The organism is Euzebyella marina, from assembly GCF_014855515.1.
Classification (GTDB): domain Bacteria; phylum Bacteroidota; class Bacteroidia; order Flavobacteriales; family Flavobacteriaceae; genus Euzebyella; species Euzebyella marina.
Map to the genome: position 1 here is coordinate 37,296 of NZ_JACYFK010000001.1, position 22,720 is coordinate 60,015.

Annotated in this window: 25 protein-coding genes; 12 read left to right on the forward strand and 13 right to left on the reverse strand. The window is 40.3% G+C overall.

What is annotated here, in order from left to right; translation table 11 throughout:
- Positions 1 to 26: 26 nt before the first annotated feature.
- From IL356_RS00180 to IL356_RS00190, 3 genes are all read left to right on the forward strand, one after another.
- Complete coding sequence (locus IL356_RS00180) at positions 27 to 860, forward strand: DUF5694 domain-containing protein (protein ID WP_121847790.1); 834 nt, start codon at positions 27 to 29, stop codon at positions 858 to 860.
- Positions 861 to 997: 137 nt separating this feature from the next.
- Positions 998 to 2,497: a TolB family protein gene (locus tag IL356_RS00185; RefSeq protein ID WP_121847789.1), complete on the forward strand. Its 1,500-nt coding sequence runs from the start codon at positions 998 to 1,000 to the stop codon at positions 2,495 to 2,497.
- Between the two features lie 9 nt (positions 2,498 to 2,506).
- Complete coding sequence (locus tag IL356_RS00190) at positions 2,507 to 3,670, forward strand: alpha/beta hydrolase (protein WP_121847788.1); 1,164 nt, start codon at positions 2,507 to 2,509, stop codon at positions 3,668 to 3,670.
- Here IL356_RS00190 and hemL read toward each other — a convergent pair.
- Genes hemL through IL356_RS00210 form a run of 4 tightly spaced genes read right to left on the reverse strand, consistent with a single transcriptional unit; the run spans position 3,667 to position 7,104 of the window.
- Entirely contained in the window at positions 3,667 to 4,950 is a 1,284-nt protein-coding gene (gene hemL, locus IL356_RS00195; protein WP_121847787.1) for a glutamate-1-semialdehyde 2,1-aminomutase, read from the reverse strand. The genes IL356_RS00190 and hemL overlap by 4 nt on opposite strands.
- 50 nt (positions 4,951 to 5,000) lie before the next feature.
- Entirely contained in the window at positions 5,001 to 5,864 is an 864-nt protein-coding gene (locus IL356_RS00200) for a glucosaminidase domain-containing protein (protein WP_121847786.1), read from the reverse strand.
- Entirely contained in the window at positions 5,855 to 6,760 is a 906-nt protein-coding gene (locus IL356_RS00205) for a 1-aminocyclopropane-1-carboxylate deaminase/D-cysteine desulfhydrase (RefSeq protein ID WP_121847785.1), read from the reverse strand. The genes IL356_RS00200 and IL356_RS00205 overlap by 10 nt, the downstream gene beginning before the upstream one ends.
- Positions 6,757 to 7,104 carry a hypothetical protein gene (locus IL356_RS00210; RefSeq protein WP_121847784.1) on the reverse strand — a complete coding sequence of 116 codons (348 nt, stop codon included), beginning with the start codon at positions 7,102 to 7,104 and terminating at the stop codon, positions 6,757 to 6,759. The genes IL356_RS00205 and IL356_RS00210 overlap by 4 nt, the downstream gene beginning before the upstream one ends.
- Positions 7,105 to 7,342: 238 nt before the next feature.
- Between IL356_RS00210 and IL356_RS00215 the strand changes: the two genes are divergently transcribed.
- The 4 genes from IL356_RS00215 to IL356_RS00230 all read left to right on the forward strand — a co-directional run bounded on the left by IL356_RS00215 (position 7,343) and on the right by IL356_RS00230 (position 11,333).
- Entirely contained in the window at positions 7,343 to 7,504 is a 162-nt protein-coding gene (locus IL356_RS00215; RefSeq protein WP_162987812.1) for a DUF5522 domain-containing protein, read from the forward strand.
- A 72-nt stretch (positions 7,505 to 7,576) separates the two neighbouring features.
- Complete coding sequence (locus IL356_RS00220) at positions 7,577 to 8,146, forward strand: DUF4136 domain-containing protein (protein ID WP_121847783.1); 570 nt, start codon at positions 7,577 to 7,579, stop codon at positions 8,144 to 8,146.
- 131 nt (positions 8,147 to 8,277) lie between these two features.
- Entirely contained in the window at positions 8,278 to 10,038 is a 1,761-nt protein-coding gene (locus IL356_RS00225; RefSeq protein ID WP_121847782.1) for an aromatic amino acid hydroxylase, read from the forward strand.
- Between the two features lie 38 nt (positions 10,039 to 10,076).
- The gene (locus IL356_RS00230; RefSeq protein WP_225621352.1) at positions 10,077 to 11,333 is read left to right on the forward strand and encodes a glucuronyl esterase domain-containing protein; all 1,257 of its coding nucleotides are present in this window, start codon (positions 10,077 to 10,079) and stop codon (positions 11,331 to 11,333) included.
- Positions 11,334 to 11,338: 5 nt separating this feature from the next.
- Here IL356_RS00230 and IL356_RS00235 read toward each other — a convergent pair whose 3' ends face one another.
- From IL356_RS00235 to alaS, 4 genes are all read right to left on the reverse strand, one after another.
- Complete coding sequence (locus IL356_RS00235; RefSeq protein WP_121847781.1) at positions 11,339 to 11,953, reverse strand: DUF4230 domain-containing protein; 615 nt, start codon at positions 11,951 to 11,953, stop codon at positions 11,339 to 11,341.
- Positions 11,954 to 12,037: 84 nt separating this feature from the next.
- Positions 12,038 to 12,985: a GSCFA domain-containing protein gene (locus IL356_RS00240; protein WP_121847780.1), complete on the reverse strand. Its 948-nt coding sequence runs from the start codon at positions 12,983 to 12,985 to the stop codon at positions 12,038 to 12,040.
- Positions 12,986 to 13,852 carry a tetratricopeptide repeat protein gene (locus tag IL356_RS00245; RefSeq protein ID WP_162987811.1) on the reverse strand — a complete coding sequence of 289 codons (867 nt, stop codon included), beginning with the start codon at positions 13,850 to 13,852 and terminating at the stop codon, positions 12,986 to 12,988. It abuts the gene before it with no gap.
- Positions 13,853 to 13,865: 13 nt separating this feature from the next.
- The gene (alaS, locus tag IL356_RS00250) at positions 13,866 to 16,478 is read right to left on the reverse strand and encodes an alanine--tRNA ligase (protein WP_121847778.1); all 2,613 of its coding nucleotides are present in this window, start codon (positions 16,476 to 16,478) and stop codon (positions 13,866 to 13,868) included.
- 101 nt (positions 16,479 to 16,579) lie between these two features.
- Here alaS and IL356_RS00255 point away from each other — a divergent pair, with 101 nt between their 5' ends.
- The 5 genes from IL356_RS00255 (at position 16,580) to IL356_RS00275 (ending at position 19,786) form a co-directional block, all read left to right on the forward strand.
- A complete protein-coding gene (locus IL356_RS00255) occupies positions 16,580 to 17,557 on the forward strand; it encodes a M23 family metallopeptidase (RefSeq protein WP_121847777.1) in 978 nt (325 codons plus the stop codon).
- Entirely contained in the window at positions 17,557 to 17,886 is a 330-nt protein-coding gene (locus tag IL356_RS00260; protein WP_121847776.1) for a MerR family transcriptional regulator, read from the forward strand. Before IL356_RS00255 ends, IL356_RS00260 begins: the two co-directional genes overlap by 1 nt.
- A gap of 85 nt (positions 17,887 to 17,971) precedes the next feature.
- Positions 17,972 to 18,571 carry a LemA family protein gene (locus tag IL356_RS00265; RefSeq protein WP_121847775.1) on the forward strand — a complete coding sequence of 200 codons (600 nt, stop codon included), beginning with the start codon at positions 17,972 to 17,974 and terminating at the stop codon, positions 18,569 to 18,571.
- Between the two features lie 5 nt (positions 18,572 to 18,576).
- Positions 18,577 to 19,014: a TPM domain-containing protein gene (locus tag IL356_RS00270; RefSeq protein WP_121847774.1), complete on the forward strand. Its 438-nt coding sequence runs from the start codon at positions 18,577 to 18,579 to the stop codon at positions 19,012 to 19,014.
- Positions 18,995 to 19,786, forward strand: coding sequence for a TPM domain-containing protein (locus tag IL356_RS00275; protein ID WP_121847773.1), 792 nt, complete (start codon positions 18,995 to 18,997; stop codon positions 19,784 to 19,786). The genes IL356_RS00270 and IL356_RS00275 overlap by 20 nt, the downstream gene beginning before the upstream one ends.
- A gap of 10 nt (positions 19,787 to 19,796) precedes the next feature.
- Here the strand turns inward: IL356_RS00275 and IL356_RS00280 are convergent, their stop codons facing one another.
- From IL356_RS00280 to arr, 5 genes are all read right to left on the reverse strand, one after another.
- The gene (locus tag IL356_RS00280; RefSeq protein ID WP_121847772.1) at positions 19,797 to 20,312 is read right to left on the reverse strand and encodes a DUF4174 domain-containing protein; all 516 of its coding nucleotides are present in this window, start codon (positions 20,310 to 20,312) and stop codon (positions 19,797 to 19,799) included.
- On the reverse strand, positions 20,296 to 20,844 hold the full coding sequence (locus tag IL356_RS00285) for a dihydrofolate reductase family protein (RefSeq protein ID WP_121847771.1): 549 nt from the start codon (positions 20,842 to 20,844) through the stop codon (positions 20,296 to 20,298). Before IL356_RS00285 ends, IL356_RS00280 begins: the two co-directional genes overlap by 17 nt.
- Before the next feature lie 62 nt (positions 20,845 to 20,906).
- Positions 20,907 to 21,650: a class I SAM-dependent methyltransferase gene (locus IL356_RS00290; RefSeq protein ID WP_121847770.1), complete on the reverse strand. Its 744-nt coding sequence runs from the start codon at positions 21,648 to 21,650 to the stop codon at positions 20,907 to 20,909.
- 88 nt (positions 21,651 to 21,738) lie between these two features.
- Positions 21,739 to 22,155, reverse strand: a complete 417-nt coding sequence (locus IL356_RS00295; RefSeq protein ID WP_121847769.1) for a hypothetical protein — start codon at positions 22,153 to 22,155, stop codon at positions 21,739 to 21,741.
- A gap of 95 nt (positions 22,156 to 22,250) precedes the next feature.
- Positions 22,251 to 22,685, reverse strand: coding sequence for an NAD(+)--rifampin ADP-ribosyltransferase (gene arr / locus IL356_RS00300; RefSeq protein ID WP_121847768.1), 435 nt, complete (start codon positions 22,683 to 22,685; stop codon positions 22,251 to 22,253).
- Positions 22,686 to 22,720: the final 35 nt, after the last annotated feature.

The window sequence follows — 22,720 nt, forward strand, 5'->3', positions numbered from 1 at the left end:
AATTCAACTTTGCCTATTTAGTTATCATGAAGAAGTACCTATTGCTATTTTCAATTTCATTTCTGCTTTTTCAGAATGCAATAACTGGACAGGCTTCCGTAGAATCGGATGTCATCAAAAATCAGTCGTTATCGGAAGTCTGCATTATGGGTGTACTCCACTTTGTATCAAAAAACAATAGTGTTAGCCAGAAATATACCTCGGTTCAAGACCCGAAAAGCCAAAAAGAAATTAAAGATCTTGTACAAAGACTTAAAAAATTTCGCCCGACGAAAATTGCTGTCGAAAGACCGTACAAATCAAATATAGAACTGAACGAGGCCTATCAATCTTACCTCAAAGGAGAATATCAGCTTAGCGATGAAGAAACAGACCAAATTGCCTTTAGGTTGGCCAAAGAGCTCGGTCATGAAAAGTTATACCTGGTTTATAGCCAAGTAAATTTTGATTTTGAAAAAGCCATCACCTTTGCAAAAACTAACGGACAAGAAGAATTGGTCAATACCATTTACGCAAATGCGCAAGGGCTGGCGTCTGACTATGATAGTATCGCCAATAGCTCAGGTTTAGTTAAGGCGATTACATACATCAATACACCAGAAGCTATAAATCAAAATCATCTAGGCTATCAATTGCTCTGTCAAATTGGCAACGATTCATTACAGATAGGCGCAGAGGTGGTAGGTGGTTGGTACACTTCGAATCTTAAGATTTTTGAAAACATAAGAACTGTAAGTACTACCCATCAGAATGAAAGAGTCTTGGTCATTTATGGTCAAGGTCATTGTAAAATTCTCAGTCAATTGGTCAAAGATTCACCGCTTCTGAATTTGGTACCTGTGAACCAATTTTTGGAATAAAGAGAATACTTGGAAAAGAAATAAATTGAAAGCCGCACTAATAACTTCCTAGCAAGTAGAAACTTAATAGGCATTTAGTATCTTTAGTTGTTTCGTTTTTCAATTTACAATCTTCTAATTAATCCAACTTGACCAAAATGAAAAGTACTACTATTGTTTTCGTTCTTCTCTTGGCTTTTATAGCAAACACCCATGCCCAAAATGATTTGGGTATTTTTAATCTACAATCCGATATCGGAGACGTAAAACATCAAGGTACTACCACTTACGACCCAGAAACACAGACTTACCAACTTACGGGTTCTGGGGCCAACATTTGGTTCGATAAAGACGAGTTCCATTTTGCGCACAAGAAAACAACGGGCAACTTTATCCTGAGAACTCATGCCAAGTTCATCGGCGAAGGTGTTGATGCCCATAGAAAGTTGGGGTGGATGGTAAGGACGGACAGCGCTACCGATGCTCCCATGGTTTGCGCAACCGTTCATGGCGATGGTTTGACCTCTATTCAATATCGAAAGAAAAAAGGTGAGCAAATAGAGGAAGTAATAGCTCCGATAAAAGCGCCCGATGTAATTCAACTAGAAAGAAGGGGCGGCAGCTTCTTTTTGAGCGTTGCCAAATACGGTGATTTATTTTGGTCTGTAGAAGTACCTCATTTTGAATTTCCCGAAGAACTATTGACCGGACTTTTTGTGTGCGCCCATAATGCCGATGTTAAAGAAAAGGCCGAGTTCAAAAACACCCGTATTGTATTGCCAGCCCCTGCAGAACTGGTACCCTATCAGGAATATTTAGGCAGCCATTTAGAGCGTATGTCTATAGATACGGGTAATCGAAAAATACTGTACACCGTTGATAATTCGATTCAAGCCCCAAATTGGACCCCAGATGGAGAAACTCTTATCTTCAATAGCGAGGGGCTCCTTTTTAATTATGATTTGAACTCCAATAAAGTATCTCAATTGCCTACCGATTTCGTAAAAAACAATAACAACGATCACGTACTTTCCTTTGGCGGTAAAATGCTGGGCATAAGTAGCGCCAGTGGTGAAGAAGAATATGGATCGCTCGTTTATACCGTACCCGTTGCTGGGGGTGTGCCTAAAAGAATTACCCCTACAGGCCCTAGTTATTTGCATGGCTGGTCTCCCGATGGAAAATGGTTAACCTATACCGGAGGTAGAAATGGGGTCTACGACATTTATAAAATAGCTTCTGATGGAAAAGGAAAGGAAATCAAGCTTACCGACCAACCTACCTTGGACGATGGATCGGAATATACACCCGATGGAAAATACATTTACTTCAATTCTGCACGTACAGGTTCTATGGAAATTTGGCGGATGCGTCCTGATGGAACCGAACAGGAGCAATTGACCAACGACTCTCTTCAAAACTGGTTTCCGCATATATCCCCAGACGGGAAATCTATGGTATTCATATCGTACTTACCGGAAGTACCGGCTGCTGACCATCCATTTTACAAACAGGTTTATTTGAGAACAATGCCGATTAACGGCGGCCCCATTAAGGTGGTAGCCTATTTATACGGCGGGCAAGGCACCATAAACGTTCCTAGTTGGTCACCCGACGGAAAACATATCGCCTTCGTTAGCAATACCTTAATTGACTAAAAACAAGTTATGCGCTCAATTCAAATTACTTTTTTGTTCTTATTTAGCTTTTTTGCCTCTCTTAACGCACAAGAAAACATGCTTTGCGTGGGGCGTTACTGGACCGAGGACGAGGGCAACCTAATGCTGAAAGATTTCGCCAAGGAATGGAACGACCTTAACACATGGGAGTCTAGGGCTTCTAAAATAAAAGAGGGCATATTGGAAGGTTTGCAGTGGGCCAAAATGCCACAGACCGAAAGTAACTTAAATGTTATTATACGCGACAAAAAAGAGATGGACGGTTACACGGTTGAAAACGTGGCCATTGAAAGCTTTCCAGGGTTTTATATAACGGGCAATCTCTATCGCCCTGTTATCGAAAAAAACAAATATGCCGGTATTCTTTCTCCGCATGGCCACTTGGCCGATAAGAGATTTACACACTATATACAAAAAAGAGCAGCGGTTCTTGCCCGGATGGGAGCCATTGTTTTTGCTTATGATATGGTTGGTTATGGAGAAAGCCACCAAGTAGAGCATAAAATGCCGATTGCCCTACTTTTACAAACCTATAACAGTAAAAGGGTATTGGATTATTTGCTTTCTAGACTTGATATCGACCCAGAGCGTATTGGAATGACAGGAGGGTCTGGCGGGGGAACCCAAACATTTGTTCTTACCGCCATTGATGAACGCATTAAGGTTTCGGCTCCAGTTGTTCAGGTATCGGCACATTTCTTTGGCGGCTGCGTCTGTGAAAGTGGCATGCCCATTCATAAAACCAAAGAACTCCAAACCAGCAATGTAGAAATAGCCGCATTGTGCGCGCCCCGCCCCCTATTGGTTGTTTCAGATGGAGCGGACTGGACCCGCAATACTCCTCGTGTCGAGTTCCCCTATATTCAGAAAGTATATGCTCTGTACGATGCAGAGCACAAAGCTGAAAATGTGCATCTTCCATTAGAAAAGCATGATTATGGCTATTCTAAACGAGCGGCCGCTTACAACTTTTTCGGGCACCATCTAGGTTTGAGTATGGGCAACGTGCCTTATGATGATGGTTATCAAGAAGATTTTGTCACCATACTTCCTATAGAAAAATTAAAAGTCTTTACCGATGAAAACCCAATGCCGGCAAATGCCCTTCAAGGCAATGAAGCAGTTATGGATTATTTAAAAATCGCACCCTAATTCAGCTCAACTTTTGAAGCCGCCTCTATGGTCTTATCCAAATCTTCATAGCTTAAGGCATCGTTCAAGAAATAACTTTCAAAAGCACTTGGCGGCAAGTAAATGCCCTGCTGAAGCATACCGTGAAAGTACTTTTTAAATGAATTGTTATTGCCTTTTGCCGAAGACTCAAAATCTATCACTGGTTCCTCAGTAAAATGCACGGAAATCATACTTCCAAAACGGTTAATTTGATAGGGGATTCCCTTTTCTTGCAAAACCGTATCAAACCCTTTGTGCAAATATTCCGTTTTATTTGCAAGACTTTCAAAAACTTCCGGTCGGTCGTTAAGTTCGGTCAACATGGCCAATCCTGCTGCCATGGCCAATGGGTTTCCACTTAATGTACCAGCTTGATAGACAAGGCCTTCGGGGGCCAAATGCGACATTATTTCGGCTCTTGCAGCGAATGCCCCCACCGGTAATCCTCCACCAATGACCTTTCCAAAACAAAGAATATCGGCATCTATAGCCAATGCTTCTTGAGCTCCTCCTTTTCCCAACCTAAAACCGGTCATTACTTCATCGAAAATTAAAAGTATTCCCTGATCGGCACACAGCTTTTTTAGGCCAGTCATAAATTCTTTGGTCGGAATGATACAACCCATATTACCGGCAACCGGTTCAATAATGATAGCGGCTATCTCACCTTTGTTCGCATTTACCAAACCTTGAACATCAGCTAAATCATTATACTTTGCCAATAGTGTGTCTTTTGCGGTACCTTGGGTGACCCCAGGGCTATTCGGGCTACCAAAAGTAACCGCGCCACTACCTGCTTGAATCAAAAAAGAATCGGAATGGCCGTGGTAACAACCGGCAAACTTGATTATTTTATCCTTACCGGTATAACCTCTCGCCAATCGCACGGCACTCATACACGCCTCGGTACCACTATTAACAAACCTTATTTTGTCGATATTCGGCACCATGGAGACGGCCAACTTGGCCAAATCGGTCTCAATTTCGGTGGGCATACCGAATGAGGTACCCTTTTTTGCCTTATCAATTACGGCCTTGATCACAGGTTCATAGGCATGCCCCAGAATTAGCGGCCCCCATGAAGCGATATAATCGATTAATTTATTGCCATCTTCATCGTAGAGATAGGCTCCTTTTGCTTCCTTTACAAAAATCGGGTCTCCACCAACAGCTTTAAATGCTCTCACGGGAGAATTCACTCCGCCTGGTATGTATTGTTGGGCCTCTGCAAAAAGGGCACTACTTCTTTTATAAATCATGAATTGTTTTTTGAATAGAAATTGATAAAACCTTTACAGAAAAAGATTTACTATTTATTGTAATTATCAGTTTTTACCGTAAGCTTTTGACCTACCGACAAATTGGTATCGTACATGTAGTTCCAACGCATAAGCTCATCGACAGTTACGGCATATCGCTTTGAAAGTGAGTAAAGTGTATCGCCAGGTTGTACGACATGAAAATCAGTTTCTGCTTTTGCGATAACCGCATCGGCACGCTGTTTACCATACCCCTCACCCACTACATCTACGTCATATCTATGCAGTTGATGACGCTCTATAAGGGCGATTAATTTTTGAGGATATCTCTTATCGGTCGCGTAACCGGCTTGTCGCAGACCTTTGGCCCATCTTTTATAATCGTCGATAGGATAATCGAAGAGAAATGCATAGCGGGAACGGTTTTTCAGAAAAATACTGTGGTCTCGATAAGAATACATGGGATGGTTATATTTTCGAAAGCATTCCCCTTTTTCATCATCATCATGAAAATCGTAATCGCCCTGCCAACCAGTATGGCACTTGATTCCGAAATGGTTATTGGTTTTCTTGGCGAGTTCACCTTTTCCGAAGCCGCTTTCCAGCAAACCTTGGGCAAGGGTAATACTGGCGGGTATACCATAGGCTTTCATTTCCATTTGGGCTATCTCAGAAAATGTTTTGATGTATTCTTCCGGCGAATCTATTTGAAAGAGAATGAATTTACCTGTATCCTCTGGCATAACGTAAAGTCCATCATCTTTTTTCTTCTCCTCTTTCTTAACCTCGGCAACTTTTGGCGGACTTTTATAACGACCTCTATCGCTGTTGCCAGATACCGTTCGCTTTGTTTTACATCCAATAAAAATAATGCCCAATAAGGCCAGTAAAAGCAATCTACGTGTTACACGCATATCAATGGAAGGTTTTTCTTTTTCAAGTTCTCGTTCATACCTAAAATGCCTTGTAGACCACCGGTATGTATGGCCAAAATTTTTGTTCCCTTTTTGAATTTCCCTTTTTTTACCATATCCAAAAGTCCGTACATCATCTTTCCGGTATAGATAGGGTCTAAAGGAATACCTGTATTTTTTTTGAAGTCATTAATGAATTCAATCAAATGGGTATTCACCTTGGCATAGCCCCCAAAATGGTAATCTAGAATCAGTTGCCAATTTTCTTTCTCGGCAAATTTACAAATATCTTCTTTCAAAAAATCACCCTTCAATGCAGGAAACCCAAGAACCGTCTGCTTTTGAATAGAAGCATTAATAATGCCACTTATTGTTCCGCCCGTACCAACGGCAACAGACACATAATCGAAATCTTTATCATTTTCGCTCAATATTTCTTCGCACCCTTTTATGGCAAGGGCGTTAGTGCCTCCTTCAGGAAGGTGGTAGAAAGCCCCGAATTCACCTTTAAGAACCTTGAGCAATTCCAGATTCTCCTTGCTTCTATAACTTGCTCTAGATATGAATTTGAAGTGCATTCCGTTCTCGTGAGCGAATGCAAGGGTCGGATTTAAATGCCATTTGGCCAGAAGTTCTTCCCCCCTTATTACCCCAATAGTTTGAAGGCCGTGCTGCTTTCCTGCATAGGCTGTAGCTGCAATGTGGTTGGAAAAGGCACCACCAAAGGTGAGTAAATTCGAATACCCTGATTTTTGGGCTTCAATAAGATTGTACTTTAATTTTCTGTACTTATTGCCCGAGATTCGAGGATGCAGTTCATCTTCCCTTTTAATAAATAAGGAAATCTCTTTTTGTTCTAAAAATGGAAGTTTTATTTCTTGGTTTCGAGCTTTCACTCAGGGTGTATTTGCGACACCCAAAGATATTTAATAAAACTGAACGCTTTTCTCTCTGAAATATAGTTCAAGTTTTTCTCGTTCTCATAAGCTTCACGCTCAAAGCTTATATTCTGGTAAGCCTTGTAGCTATCAAGATAGGCAATAGTTCTAAAAAGCCATTCAGTAATATAAAAAAGGTAGAAAAATACTATGAGTAATTCTTGCTGCTGTCGTAAATGAATGCGCTCGTGGTTGATGAGAACTAAGTCTTCCCTTAAGCCATTATGCTTAAGAAAAATGAAAGGCCAAAGTGAAAGACCTACATAATTCTTATAGAAAAAATGTTTAAAGACTAAGATCATAATCGAATGTTAAAACGGAGACTTAACAAGTTAATTGTAACCGCATTGCTCTTTTCGATAACACAAATGTAACGCATGGCATTGCACATCTCCGTTAAAAGCAACTTAAATACAGATGAAAGGCCCACTTTTCATTTTAAATTTGATGTGTACGTATAAAATTATGTATCTTCTTAAATATCTTATAACAGCTATTTTTGACGGCGCTATTGAAAAATGATTTTATAGCTTAAGAGAAATGAAAAAAATTATTCCCTTAGAAGATGGTGACTTTTACCTATCAGAAGAAGGTTATCGAGTTTTTACCGAAAAGTATCTTCTTCGACGTGGTTATTGTTGCGAAAGTGGTTGCAGGCATTGCCCTTACGACTTTGAAAAAAAGAAGGGTTACAGAAATTAGAAGTAACTCTTCGGCATGATTTTTGTGAATTTTATGCTAGAATTATACTCATAACTCCAAATATTTAATGATATGAAAAAGATTAAATTTTTAGCGGTTCCTTTGTTGGTCGTTTTGTTCTTCAGCTCCTGTTCTTCGGTACAGGTTTTATCAGACTACGATAGAGAGGCCGATTTCAACACTTATAAATCCTATGCTTTTTATAAAACAGGCATCGATAAGGCCCAAATTTCTGATTTGGATAAAAAAAGAATTTTGCGCGCCATCGAAAACGAAATGTCAAAACGCGGTTTTGTAAAATCTCAAAATCCGGATATTCTGGTGAGCATTTTCACCAAAGAAAAAGAACAAGTAGACATTTATAACAATTACTGGGGAGGCGCCTTTGGATGGGGCTGGAGCCCTTACTATTGGGGTGCCGGTTGGGGCCCTGGCTGGGGAGGCAACAACGTAAGCACCCGTACCGAAGGATCCTTATACATCGACCTTATAGATTCCAACACTAAAGAATTGGTCTGGCAAGGCAAAGGTGTAGGAAACTTGGGCAACATTGCCAATATCGAGAAGAAAGAAGCTCGAATCAGAGAGTTTGTAGCTGAAATATTGATGCAATACCCACCTAATACTGTTGCAGCTAGATAATATTTTGGAGTTTTATTCAATTGAAATGCCCTCGAAATTCGAGGGCATTTTTTTGCAATTGTATATCAGTAAATATCATTTTTTAAAGCACTAATTCTTCATTTTGTAACTTTGTAGAAAGTCGTTTTGCCATGTCGTACGAAAGCAATCCTGTTCTTGACAAACTACCTCAACATCTTAGGCAATACATTAAACCCCAAGACTATGAGCATTATTCGGCCATTGACCAAGCCGTGTGGCGCTATGTCATGAGAAAGAATGTTGACTATTTGAGCAAAGTGGCTCATGATAGTTATCTCCAAGGATTGAAGAAAACAGGTATTTCCATTGAGAATATTCCAAATATGTACGGCATGAACCGCATTTTGAAAGAAATTGGGTGGGCCGCAGTTGCCGTGGATGGTTTTATTCCTCCGGCTGCGTTCATGGAATTTCAGGCCTATAATGTGCTGGTCATCGCTTCCGACATTCGCCAATTGGAACATATCGAATATACCCCCGCTCCCGACATCATTCATGAGGGAGCAGGCCACGCCCCCATTATAGCTAACCCAGAATATTCAGAATACCTCAGAAGGTTTGGCGAAATAGGTTGCAAGGCCATTTCAAGCGGTAAAGACTTCGAGCTTTATGAAGCGGTAAGACACCTTTCTATAATCAAGGAAGCCAAAGGAACTCCCGAAGAAGAAATTGCCCTAGCTGAAAAACGAATAGAAGATTTACAACAAAACATGGGTGAGCCCAGTGAAATGGCCCTCATACGCAACCTGCATTGGTGGACGGTTGAATACGGACTCATAGGCACCATCGATGACCCAAAAATTTATGGGGCAGGGCTTCTATCCTCTATAGGAGAGAGCGCATGGTGTATGACCGAAAATGTAAAAAAAGTACCTTATTCGATTGAAGCGGCCTACACATCGTTTGACATTACCCAACCCCAACCTCAACTCTTCGTAACTCCTGATTTTGCTTTCCTAAGCCAGGTTCTTGAAGATTTTGCCAATACGATGGCTTTACGAACTGGAGGCTTAAGCGGTATTAAGAAGCTTATCGCCTCAAAAGAACTAGGCACTATCGAGTTAAGTACCGGTCTTCAAATATCGGGCAATTTTCAATCTGTCATTGAGCACAACGGGAAACCGGTTTATGTGCAGACAGAGGGAAAAACCGCCCTAGCCTTTCGTGAAAAGGAACTTGTTGGCCATAGCACCCATCGTCATTACAATGGTTTTGGTTCTCCTTTAGGAAAATTAAAAGGCATAAACATCGCCATTGAAGATATGGGGCCTCGAGATTTAAAAGCCTACAATATATATGAGGGTCAGAATGTAACTTTAGAATTTGAAGGCCATATTAAAATATCTGGGGAAATCATTACAGGAACCCGAAACTTACAAGGTGAAATCATTCTAGTTACCTTTAAAAATTGTGTTGTTAAACATCAAGACAAGGTTCTCTTTCAATCGAATGATGAGCTTTACAGTATGGCGGTAGGTCAAAAAGTAGTTGCGGCATATCATGGTATTGCCGATTTGAATAGTTTCGACCTAACCAGTCACACGTTGTCGGCTACCCCGGCAAAAAAGACCGAAAGCCCTGAGCAAACGCAACTTGAAAAATTTTACGAAGAAGTCAGGCACTTTCGCGAAGGAAAAAATCGGACCATTTCAAGACATAAGGTTTTTGATGTTATCAAAGAAAATTATCCCGAAGACTGGCTACTTTCGGTAGAATTATACGAGCTGGCCAAAACCAATGGTGACACCGATTTCGCAAAAGATATAGCCCACCATTTAGAAAGTGTAAAACAAAACAGACCTAAATTAGGTCATCTAATAGATGATGGCCTTGAATTGGTCGACAAAAAATTTAAGACCCAAAAAATATAGATGCCAATTACCTGTACCAACCTTACCCTTATTAAATTATGAATATTCGCATTATTGCTACCATCTTACTTTTTTCCGCAATGAGTTTTGCCCAATCTGAAGCTAATTATGATGAAACCAAGGTTCCTAAATTTACCTTGCCAGATGCATTGGTAACTTTTAGCGGAAATAATATTTCAGACCATGTTCAATGGGAAGCTGATAGAAGATTCGAAATATTTCAATTCTTCGAAAGACAAGTATATGGAAAGGTGCCCGGGCGTTTAGATGAATACAGTTTTAAGCTAATTGAAGAAAGCAACGATGCCTACGGTGGCAAGGCTCGCAGAAAACAGGTGGCCATAAGCCTTAAAAAGAATAAAAAGAGCATTACCTACAATATGCTCATATACCTACCGAAAGGAAACCCAACAGCCCCCGTATTTCTAGGATACAATTTTTATGGTAACCATACCGTTACTTCTGACCCAAAAGTACCTTTAACGAAGGCATGGGTACCTAATAATGAATCTTTCGGTATAAAAGACAACAAAGCGACCGAAGGGTCAAGAGGGGTGCGCCAACACCGATGGGCCATTGAAAAAATGTTGGATAACGGTTTTGGTCTGGCCACGATTTATTATGGAGAGGTTGACCCCGATAAAAACGATTTTTCGGATGGTGTTCACGAACTCTTTTATACGGAAGACCAAACCAAGCCCAAGACCAATGAATGGGGTAGTATTGCAGGTTGGGCGTTTGGCCTAAGCAAGGCTATGGACTATCTTGAAAACGATGGTAATATCTCCAATGTAGTGGTCTTTGGTCATTCACGCCTAGGCAAAGCGGCTCTTTGGGCAGGTGCCACCGACAAGCGATTTGCGGGGGTTATCAGTAATAATTCAGGGTGTGGAGGTGCGGCACTCAGCAAAAGAAAATTTGGCGAAACAGTGGGTAAAATCAACACCGCCTTTCCGCATTGGTTTGCCGATAGTTTTTTGAAGTATAATGATAACGAAAAAACCTTACCGGTCGACCAACACCAATTATTGGCCTTAATTGCGCCTAGGCCTTTATATGTTGCCAGTGCTTTTGATGACCGTTGGGCGGATCCGAAAGGTGAATTTTTATCGGCGCATTATGCCTCTATGGTTTATGAACTTTACGAAAAGGAAGGTATCGCCACCGAACAGATACCAGAAGTCAACCAACCTTTACAGCATACCGTGGCCTATCATGTGCGTACCGGCAAGCATGATGTCACCGATTATGATTGGGAGCAATATATTACTTGGGCAAAAGCTTTTATTCAATAAGGAGGTCAATCCTTCAGAATTAAATCGGTAAAGTTCTGGTCTACAACCTCATCTTCATAGGCCAATGTCCAGCCCATAGAATTTGTGAGTATATAAAACTTCTGCAGTTCGCTGAGCAATCTGTTTTGGGCATTTTTGCGTAAAGATGAGGCCTCAACTTTTTTCATCAATGATGCTGTAACGTTCTTTTTGATTTTGTTATAATCGGAAGCATCGAACATATTCAAGTAATCAGAGGTAACATCATAATACTCAAAATCAGGGTTGACCTTTATCTCTGGCTCGGGTATACTCTTTATATGCAAGACTTTTTGTTCTTGATCAATTTCGAAAGTAATCTGACTTAAGTCATACGCTACGGTTACATCGGCATTTACTACGACAAGAGCCTTCTTTTGCGCTGAAATCAAAGGCCCGAAGAGCATTTTAGAATCTTTGTAATTATATACTTCTGCAAAATGACCTTCGGTGACAATCAACTTAGACACATTCTCTATCTGTTGCTGAATAAGCATCGAGTTTTCTTGAAGAATCGATTTCTCTTCTCCATTGTCATAGCAAGAACGAACGAGCAAAACGACAACCAAAGTGATAATAACTCCTAAAATCAATTTTTTCATATCATGAAATTACAATACATCTCATTTCTAAAGAAACAATATATGTACCAAATTGATTTATGAAGTAGTAGGAATCTCAGTTTCTTACCCCCCAAACTTTATATGAGGATGCGAGTCTTGCAACTCTTTAATCTTGGTCTGAAGATTTTTTAAAAACTGTTGATGTGCTTCCGATTTTGGCTGAAATGGTTTGTGTGCCAGACCTTTTTGAACTGTTTCAATTTCATCCATCACTTGATAAGCTCCTTCTGATATCCATACCATTTTGAACTTGTTCCAGATATAATCTATGGCTAGCTTATTTGGGTGAACCATATCTTCTTTATAAAACCGATAGTCTCTAAGCTCATCCATCTGCAATTCATACGAAGGAAAATAAGAATGGCCCCTATCGACCATTGAATGCACTGCCGATATCAAATGGGCCTTGCTCCTTTGATTTTCCACAAACCCATCTTTGAGGTGTCTAACAGGTGAAATGGTAAAAATGATATTCATATTTTTATTGGCGGATTTAACCTTGTTAATCGTATTAAGTAGACTTTCCTCAATTTCACCTATCGAAAGTAATTCTTTAATAAATTGCTTTTGAGGCACTTTATGGCAATTCGCCACAATATTTTCAGAATTTCTTTCTTTGTAAACCCAAGAAGTACCTAATGTAATGATTACGTGGGTGGCGGTCTTCAAAAAATCTGAAGTTACATCTAATGACTTGTTGAGTCGTTTCAGTAATTCATCAGGATCAAGATCACTCAAATCTGAATGGGCATCGTAACTATGCCAAAGTCCGTTATGATGAAAAATTTCCTTTTGGTTATATGGGCGTTTCTCAACAGACCTTTGCACCAGATTTTCTATGGCAAGAGGATGGAAAAGTATCCCAAAGGGATTGATTAGATTTGAGAATTTATAATAACCGATTTTTTTACCTATGTTCTCTGAAAAGCAAGAGCCTAAAAGTAAGATTTGACTTTTGTAATCAATTGTCGAAACCTCCTTTTTAAGCGGAATTTGTGTTTGAAGCTCCATTTATTTTTCTAAGTGCAATTTTGAGTAAGGGCTTAATCTATGAAATACTTGATAAGGATATATTTCATAAACCACTTGATCCTCATTGATGGTATTATCCGATTCAGTTTTGGCCTTCTCTACCAATTCTTTGGCCAGTTGCAAATCACCAAGGGCGTAATAACACGATGCTTTGTAAAACATTGCATCTGCAAAGTCCTCATAAACCTTGAGTGAGTTGTCAAAACATTCAATTGCTTTGCCATAATCATGAAGCTCCATAAGAACTATTCCCAAATAAAACCAGTCCATATAATGGCAGGCTTCATGCGGTGGGTCATCAGGAAAATCTTTAAATTGTTGTTCCTTACTTTTCTCTAGAAACTCCTTTGCCTTTTCAAACTCGTTCAATTGCAAGTAGTCTAAACCAAGATAAAAGTTGTAGGTATGGTCCATTACGTAGCTATCGCCATACTTTTCTTTTACCTTCATAAATTCCTCGATTGATTCTTGGTACTCCTTGGAAAATAAACATTTCATAAAAGCACTATAGGGAAGATACCTTGCGGAGTCATACTCTACAGCCTTCGCTAAAAACGGTTTGCCGAGAGAGTACTTTCTAGCCTTATATAATGGCATTGCTTTTTGTTGCCAGAAATAAGCTGAATCGGGTTTAATTTCAAGAATGGAATCTAAAATCAGTTGCCTTTCTAATGAATAGAGCCATACGCGGTTAGCTCGTTTCCAGAGACTATCAATTTTAATTTTGTCAGCAGCGGTAATATCCACTCTCGCCAATTGACTGTCTCTTTTTGGCAAGACATTTTCAGGGTTCTTATCGGCGCATGAAGAAAAAACCAAGAAAAGTACTATTAGTTTTTTCATCATCGCTTTCATTTCTTTAGGAAATATACTCTTTAGCTTTGCTAAGTGCCTCTTCTATACCAGCCGGGTTTTTACCGCCAGCGGTTGCGAAAAAGGGCTGACCGCCTCCACCACCTTGAATGAATTTGCCCAACTCGCGTACAATGTTACCTGCATTCAACGATTTTTCGGCAACCAACTTTTTCGATATATAGCAAGATAATAAGGCTTTACCTTTTTGTTCCGTTCCGAAGAGCAAAAAGAGGTTGTCTTCATTGCTTCCCATCTCAAAAGATAGGTCTTTGATACCTGCAGCATCTAAATCAACTTTCTTGGCGAGAAACCGAACTCCATTAATCTCGGTAAGCTCACTTTGCAAATCGCCTTTTAAATTCTTGGCCTTTTCCTTGAGCAGTTGCTCTACTTCCTTTTTTAACTGCGAATTTTCTTCTTGTAAATAAGAGACCGTCTTGACCGGATCTTGAGCGTTGTTCAGTAACTCTTTTATCTCAGAAAGTACTTGGTGGTTTTCTGCATAGAAGTCTTTAACTGCATCAGAAGTGATGGCTTCAATTCTACGAATACCTGCAGCCACGGCACCCTCCGACCTGATTTTAAAATGCCAGATATCCGCCGTATTCTTTACGTGGGTACCCCCACATAGTTCCATCGATTGGCCAAATCTTACCGTACGGACGGTATCACCATATTTTTCACCAAAAAGTGCCATTGCACCTTCTTCAATTGCTTCTTTCATGGGTACATTTCGGCGCTCTTCAAAAGGCAACTGACCATCGATACGGGCGTTTACAAAATTTTCTACTGCACGTAACTCATCGCTGGTCAATTTTGAAAAATGAGAAAAATCAAATCGTAAGTATTTTGAATGCACCGCAGAGCCCTTTTGCTCTACATGCGTACCAAGAATTTCTCGCAGTGCCTGATGCAATAAATGCGTAGCCGTATGGTTGGCTTCAGTTCGTTGACGTTGCTTTTTGTCGACTACCGCCTTCAAAGATTCGTTGACATGTTTGGGCAAAGTCTTACTGAAATGAACTATCTCATTATTCTCTTTTTTGGTATCGATAATGTATACCACGTCGCCATTCGGTTCTTCTAAATAACCCTTGTCCCCTACTTGCCCTCCTCCTTCAGCATAAAATGGGGTCAGGTTAAATACCAATTGATACTGCTCACCCTGCTTTTTTGAAGTCACCTTACGGTATTTGACCACACGTACATCGGCCTCTAATCGGTCATAACCGACAAACTCCTGTTCCACATCATTTGCAAGCATTACCCAGTCTTCTTTTGATATTTCAGAAGCAGATTTTGATCGGCTCTTTTGTTCTTGCATTGCTTTATCGAAACCAGCCTCATCTAAAGAGTATCCTTTCTCGGAAAGAATCAAGGCAGTCAAATCTATGGGGAAACCATACGTATCATACAGTTCAAACGCTTTTCGCCCATCAACTTCATTACCTTTTGTGCCAGCAATTACTTGGTCAAGAAGCACCAACCCCTGCTCTAAAGTATTCAAGAAAGAATGCTCTTCTTCTTTAATTACGTTTTCTATTAATTGCTTCTGCTCTTTTAATTCAGGAAAAGCATCGCCCATGGTATCGGTAAGTACATTTACCAACCGGAACATAAACGGACCTTTGGTATCTAAAAATGTAAAGCCGTACCGAATGGCCCTTCTCAAAATTCTACGAATAACGTACCCAGCACCTGTATTGCTCGGCAATTGTCCGTCTGCTATTGAAAATGAGACCGCCCGAATATGGTCGGCAATTACACGAATGGCAATATCTGTCTTTTCGCTTTTGCCGTACTTTTGATGGGTAATGGTTTCTATCTCGCGAATAATTGGCTTGAACACATCGGTATCGTAATTGGATTGCACTCCTTGTAAAACCATACAAAGACGCTCGAACCCCATACCGGTATCTACATGCTTTGCAGGTAGCGCTTCCAATTGGCCATCGGCCTTTCGATTGTACTGCATGAATACCAAGTTCCAGATTTCCACTACTTGCGGATGGTCAGCATTGACCAGTGAAGCTCCAGAAACCTTTGCTTTCTCGTCGGCAGACCTGATATCTACGTGTATTTCAGAACATGGGCCACAGGGGCCTTGGTCGCCCATTTCCCAAAAGTTATCCTTCTTATTACCCATAATGATCCGGTCTTCTGGCACAATGGCTTTCCACAAATCATATGCTTCTTGATCCAAATCAAGACCATCCTCTTTACTCCCCTCGAAAACAGAAACGTAAAGGCTATTTTTATCAATTTTAAAGACCTCTGTCAAGAGCTGCCACGACCATTGAATGGCCTCAGGCTTAAAATAATCACCAAAGCTCCAATTGCCCAACATTTCGAACATGGTATGGTGATAGGTATCTTTGCCTACTTCTTCCAAATCATTATGCTTACCACTCACTCGCAGACATTTTTGAGTGTCTACCACTCGAGAGTTTTTAGCGACGGTATTTCCCAAAAAGAATTCTTTAAATTGGTTCATACCCGCATTGGTAAACAAAAGTGTAGGGTCATCTTTGATTACCATAGGCGCCGATGGTACTATTTTATGCTGTTTGTCGGCGAAAAAATCAAGAAATTGCTTACGGGTCTCTTTGGAAGTCATAGAAAATTATAAGGTTTTTTTAATTTTAACGTTATAAACAAAACAATTTTTATATTTGTTTGTTACGTCAAAACGCCACAAAAATAGGATAAAATACATTCATGTCTAAGGTAAAGTACTATTACGATCCCGATACACTGTCGTACCGGAAAATAGAGCCCAAAAAATCACGGCGCTACCGTAATATCGCTTTATTTATTCTAGGCTCCTTTCTATTCGGACTTTTATCACTGGTGCTTTTGATGAACACCAATCTCATCAATACACCTCGCGAGCTTTCACTTCAGCGTGAAGTAAAAAACTATGAGCTTCAATTCGACCTTCTGAACCGTAAAATGGGTCAGATAGAAGAGGTTTTGGCCAATATTGAAGACAGAGATAACAATATCTATCGTCTGTATTTTGAGGCCAACCCAATACCCGAAGAGCAGCGCAGGGCCGGTTTCGGCGGGGTCAATCGCTACAAATCGTTAGAAGGCTTTAACAACTCAGAAATGATCAAGGCGACTACCAAGAGGCTCGATATCATAAAAAAGCAAATGGCCATACAGTCTAAGTCTTTAGATGAAATCACTAAACTGGCCGAAGAAAAAGAAAAGTTGCTCATGGCCATACCAGCCATTCAACCCGTAAAAAACGAAGACCTGAAACGTATGGCTTCCGGTTATGGGTGGCGTTCGGATCCTTTTACGAAGGCTCGAAAAATGCATCGTGGAATGGATTTTTCAGCACCTAAGGGCACTCCGGTTTATGCAACTGGTGATGGTAAAGTTATAAGGGCCGACAATGGTTCTTCGGGATACGGTAAGCATATTCGTATTGACCATGGCTACGGCTACAAAACCCTTTATGGTCATTTAAGTAAATACAATGTAGATAGGGGTCAAAAAGTGAAGCGTGGAGACCTCATCGGTTTTGTTGGTAATACCGGTCGCTCGGAAGCACCACACCTACACTATGAGGTATGGAAAGAGGAAGAGCGAATCAACCCCATCAATTTCTATTACGGAAGTTTAACGGCCAAAGAGTTTGAGAACATGCTCAAATACGCCGCACAAGAAAATCAATCTCTCGATTAATGCAGATAGAGCTACCTGAAAAAAGATATTATGGCATTGGTGAAGTAGCCAAGGCTTTTGGCGTAAACACTTCACTTATTCGTTTTTGGGAGAAAGAATTCGACGCCTTAAAGCCCAAGAAAAACGCCAAGGGCAATCGTAAATTCACTCCTCAAGACATCGATAACCTAAAGCTTATCTACCATTTGGTGAAAGAACGGGGCTTTACGCTTGACGGTGCCAAAACACATCTGAAAGAAAACCGCCAGAAAACTCTCGACAACTACGAAATCATCGATAAATTAGAGCGTATTAAATCTGAGCTCATAAAAATCAAAGAGCAATTGTAACTTATCACTACTACTTGCGTCATATCGGTGAAGAACACAAATTCATCACGTACACTATTAACTATATAACTAAAACACAGTAATCATGAAAAAAGGATTGATTGTACTTATTGTATTGGGTCTATTGGCCTTTGTACTTTATAATTGGGCAGTTGGTTTTAACAATAAAGCAGTTGAGTTAGAGGCCGATGCCAAGACTGCCTGGTCTAATGTAGAAAGTGCTTATCAGAGAAGAAACGACCTAATAGGCAATCTGGTAAAAACCGTACAAGGCGCAGCCGATTTTGAAAGAGGAACTTTAAAGGATGTTATTGAAGCAAGAGCCAAGGCCACTTCTACCAATATTGACGCCAACAACTTGACAGCTGATAATATTCAGGCTTTTCAAGATGCCCAAAGCGGACTTACCAGTGCCCTAAGCAAACTTATGGTCGTTGTAGAAAGGTATCCGGAACTTAAGGCCAACCAAAATTTCTTAGAACTACAATCGCAGTTAGAAGGAACAGAAAATCGTATTAATGTAGCCCGTGACCGCTTTAACGAAAAGGTAAACGACTACGACATCCATACCACCAAATTTCCTGGAAAATTATTGGCAGGTCTTTTCGGTTTTGAGGAAATGGCTCGCTATAAAGCGGACGCCGGCTCAGAAAATGCTCCGGATGTGAATTTTGAGTTCAACTAAAAGCAATGTCAAGAGTTGAAGATTTTCTTTCTGCAGCCGAAGAACAAGAGGTCGTCGATGCTATTCTAAAGGCAGAAAAAAATACATCGGGCGAAATCAGGGTACATTTAGAGCCACATACGCGCATGGATACTATGGAGCGGGCCAAGGAATTGTTTCATGTTCTTAAAATGGACAATACCAAAGAAAACAATGGCGTGCTGATCTATGTAGCTGTGAACGACCGTAAATTCGCTATCTGCGGTGATAAAGGTATCGACCAAGTAGTACCCAAAGATTTCTGGAACTCTACAAAAGACATTATTCAAAAACACTTTAAAAAAGGTGATTTCAAGCAAGGCCTTATCGATGGCATTCTGAAAGCCGGCGAAGAATTAAAAACACATTTTCCTTGGCAACAAGACGATACAAACGAACTAAGCAATGAGATTTCAAAAGGGTAGCGTATTTTTAATTTTTCTCTTTTGCTTTGCTTGGGTTCAGGCGCAGTTCGAAATTCCTGAAAAGCCAGCCAAAGAAACGAGTGTCTATGATTATATAGACCTTCTCCCTCAAGGGCAAGAAAAGGCCTTGGAGCAAAAGTTAATTCGCTACTCCGACAGTACCTCAACACAGATTGTTGTTGCTATTATCAGCAGCACCGAAGGTGAAAACATTAATTACCTAGGGGCGCAATGGGGCCAAAAATGGGGTATTGGGCAGTCTGGAAAAGATAACGGTGTTCTGGTGCTTCTCGCCAAAGACGATAGACGTATTGTCATCAACACGGGCTATGGGGTCGAGGGCAGCCTCACCGATGCCATGTCTCGACGCATCATCGAAAATATTATCGTTCCCCAGTTTAAAAATTCAGATTTCTACGGCGGCCTTGACCAAGGGGCGGATGCCATATTTCAGGTATTGACCGGAGAATTCAAAGAAGAACGTACTTTCAATGATGGTGGTGGATTTCCATTTAGCTCTTTCCTACCATTTATCATCTTTGTTATTATCATCATCATTCTTGCCAATAGAAATAAACGTGGCGGAGGAAGAAATGGTGGCCGACGCTCTGGCGGACTTGATATTTGGGATATGATTATTCTAAGCAATATGGGACGCAGTAGTGGTTCCGGAGGCTTTGGAGGCGGCTCAGGAGGAGGTTTTGGTGGTGGTTTCGGCGGTGGCTTCGGAGGCGGAGGTTTTGGCGGAGGCGGTGCTTCCGGTGGTTGGTAGGCAACCTACCCTATTCTAATTTCCCTTTTTTCATTTCGTTCATTCGCATGGGCATCGAATCAATGAGCCTGAAAAGGCTTTCTTTATCAAGAAACTCATCTTGCCTTAACTTAACACCTCCATCGAGACCTATAAGTATGACCTCGAATGTGTTCTTAGTATGAAGGTATTTCTCAGAAAAGCCTTCGGTTACCACACCGACTTCTTTTTTCTTAGGTTTCTTAAAGTCGGTAAACTTAAAATCGGTTCCTTCAATCTGATAAAGGATGAGTTTTCTATCTTCCATGTTTTCATCGGCGTTGGTTAACTCATCTATTTGCTTGATGTATTCGGTAGATTGGGCGTCCTCAGCTTTTACAATAAGTATGCGATTATTCCAGCGGTATGCTTCCAGTTCTTGGGCATTTAGACTTATAAACGAAGAGAATACAAAGATTATAGCGATAATAGTTAAATGAAACCTGAAAATTTCGGCCGCCGCTCGTGTGTTAAGAAATCTTGAGTTATGTTTACCATTGCGGTTCATAATAGGAAGTTACTGTACCACTCTTAAAAGCTGTTGTCTTTATCAACTTTAGATCGACCCTATCGCTAATATTTTTGAACAAAGGCAATCCCGCACCAGCTATTATCGGATGTACGCATAGTTGATATTCATCGATAAGCTTTAATTGTGTCAATAAAACAATCAAGCTTGGGCTACCTATCAAAATATTCTTCCCGGAAAGTTGTTTCAATTTTGCAATTTCTTCCTCGGGGCTGTTTTGGGCCAATTCGGCAGAATGCCAATCTAATTTCTTTAAAGTTCTTGAAAACACTATCTTTTTTATACTATCGATTCTTTTGGCAAATTCATCGGTAGCAACATCCCCCGTCGGGTTTTTAACTACAGTAGGCCAGTATTCCATTAATTGATAGGTAACCCTTCCATAAAGAACGATATCTGCATTGGCCAAAACATCGGCAAAATGTTGGTGAAGTTGTTCATCGGCAATGGCCGAAGTATGGTCACAAAACCCATCAAGGGTCATATTGATAGCGGCAATTACTTTTCTCATATTTCATCAATTAAAAACCACCTAAAACGCTCTAAAGGAAAAAGTCTTAGGTATTAATAAAGTTACCCTTCGTTGAGCTTTCCTATTCTAAGCAGTATGGGAAAAACTACCTCTTTACGTTCATTGGCTTGCCAGTATGTTTTCAGTTTCTCTTTCAGTTCTTCAACGGGGTTGTAACCTTTCCGCCGAACAAAATGTTTGACTGCCGACCAAGTGTTTAGGTACCCTACCAAATGGTCTAAACTCCATAAGTGTCTATTCTCAAATTGCGGAGTTGAAATTTCTTCAAATGGAAAAGGAATAGTTCGATAACCCTCATCGATATAGAGCCTTTCTTTGTCCCAAAAGCTACCGATAGTGTTTGTATAGAAATCAGATATTAAAGCATCTACCGTTGGAGACACAGAAATAATACCATAACCCACGATGCAAAGTAATGCATCCTTCTTGGCCGTGCGTCTTACTTCAGCGTAAAATTTTTCAAAATCAAACCAATGTACTGCTTGAGCCACTACTATAAAATCAAATAAATCATCCTCAAAAAGGGTCTGCTCAGCAGGCTGAATACTATAAAATATGTTATTAGCCTTTGCTGCATTGTTAATCTGCTGCTTACTAATATCTGTTGCCATTATCTTTTTAAAAGATTTTGCCAATTTATAAGCAACCTGACCATTGCCCGTGCCACAATCCCAAGCACAGTCTTTTTTCTCTAACAACTCATCTAAATATGAAAAAAATGTTGGCGGATATGTAGGCCGGTATTTCGCATACTTATCAGATTGAGAGGAAAAATTATCTTTCATATGCGGTAAATTGAAGACATTTTCTATAAAGATATAAGTTTGCTTTGGAAGACAACTCGATAAGAAAATACAACCGCAATGACTTACATTATTGCCTTCGATATTTATAACTACAGCCCTCAATGCATATAGGGCCACTAGTGGGCTTTAGTATAAAATGGTCGGATTTGTATTCTATATGGTATGAAATGAAACCATCATCGTTTTCATTTTTAGGTTTAAAGTCATCACAGGTGTATTGTAGCAACAACTCATTGCCATTTATTCTAAAGAGGCCTTCAGAGCACTCCTTAAACCTATCAGAATTGAATTTTCCGTCTTCTTGAAATTGCAATTGATTACCGTTATCAACATCGACCCAATAATGAGGTCCTCCGGCGCTGATAAGCGTCTCAGCCAACACCCAGTTACCGATTAAATCACCTTTTTCTGCTTCGTACTTATCGTCTGAACTACAAGATGCCCAACCGAAACCAATAACCAGAATAAAAATTAGTCTTTTCACTCAACCCGTTTTAACTATAGATGCATAAAAATGACTTTTGTTGCGTAACTAATGGTTTAAATAAATAGGATGACAATAATATTCCGAAATAAAAATTAATCGTTTAGAGAATCGATCCCCTCATCACGTAACTTCTTAAGATGTTCTTTCATCTGATTTACTTGGTCGAGCGGGTGGCCTTTCCAAAGGGAAACCTCCCCTACTACCCTAAAGGGATGTACCGAACGATATGATTTCGTGGGATTGCCCGGAAATTTTTTATCTGTCAAATCTGGATCATCTTCAATTTCACCGGTCGGTTCCACTAAATAAATTCGCTCCTCACCTTCGCCTAGGGCTAATTCTGCCCCCCAGATAGCTGCGTCTAAAGTAGCGGAGAGAAGAATATATTTTGCACTTTTTCGCTTACCGAAGTTTGAGCTATAGCCCACCTCTATCAAATCTCCTAACATAAGGTCTGCCTTGCTTCCATGAAAATAGGTTTGCTTAAAGGGTGTTGGAGCAGCGGTTGCTTCTTTTGAGCTTTCCATAGCTAAGAGTGTTAATAATTTGAGTCATGAATGGA